The following is a 574-nucleotide window of genomic DNA, read 5'->3' on the forward strand; positions in this document are numbered from 1 at the left end:
GGACTGATGAAGAGAAAGCGGTTTACGGAAGAGCAGATCATCGCGGTTCTGCGTGAGCACGAAGCGGGGGCGAAGGCGGGCGACCTGGCGCGCAAGCATGGGATCTCCGAGGCGACGCTGTATAACTGGAAGGCGAAGTATGGCGGGATGGACGTCTCCGATGCCAAACGGCTGAAGGCCTTGGAAGACGAGAACGCGAAGCTGAAGAAGCTGCTCGCCGACCAGATGCTGGAAGCCTCGGCACTGCGCGAGCTTCTGTCAAAAAAATGGTAGGGCCCGCCGCCAAGCGCGAAGCCGTCGCGCATCTGCAGGCCACGATGGGCCTGTCGGAGCGTCGGGCCTGTTCCTTCGTCGACGCCGATCGTAAGATGATCCGCTACCAGTCTCGCCGAGCGCCAGAGGCGGCACTGCGCGGCCGGCTACGCGACCTGGCCAACGAGCGCCGGCGCTTCGGCTATCGGCGGCTGTTCATTCTGGCGCGAAGGCGAGGCATCGGGTATCAACCGCATCTACCGGCTATACCGCGAAGAAGGACTGGCCGTGCGCAAGCGACGCTCCAGGCGCCGAGCGGTAG

1 pseudogene is annotated in these 574 nt (G+C 64.1%); it reads left to right on the plus strand.

The features are described 5' to 3' along the window. Positions 1-6: 6 nt before the first annotated feature. Positions 7-574, plus strand: a pseudogene (locus NKH13_RS35560) (transposase); the annotation flags it as partial.

It is taken from the genome of Mesorhizobium sp. M1348, from assembly GCF_040317925.1.
Taxonomy (GTDB): domain Bacteria; phylum Pseudomonadota; class Alphaproteobacteria; order Rhizobiales; family Rhizobiaceae; genus Mesorhizobium.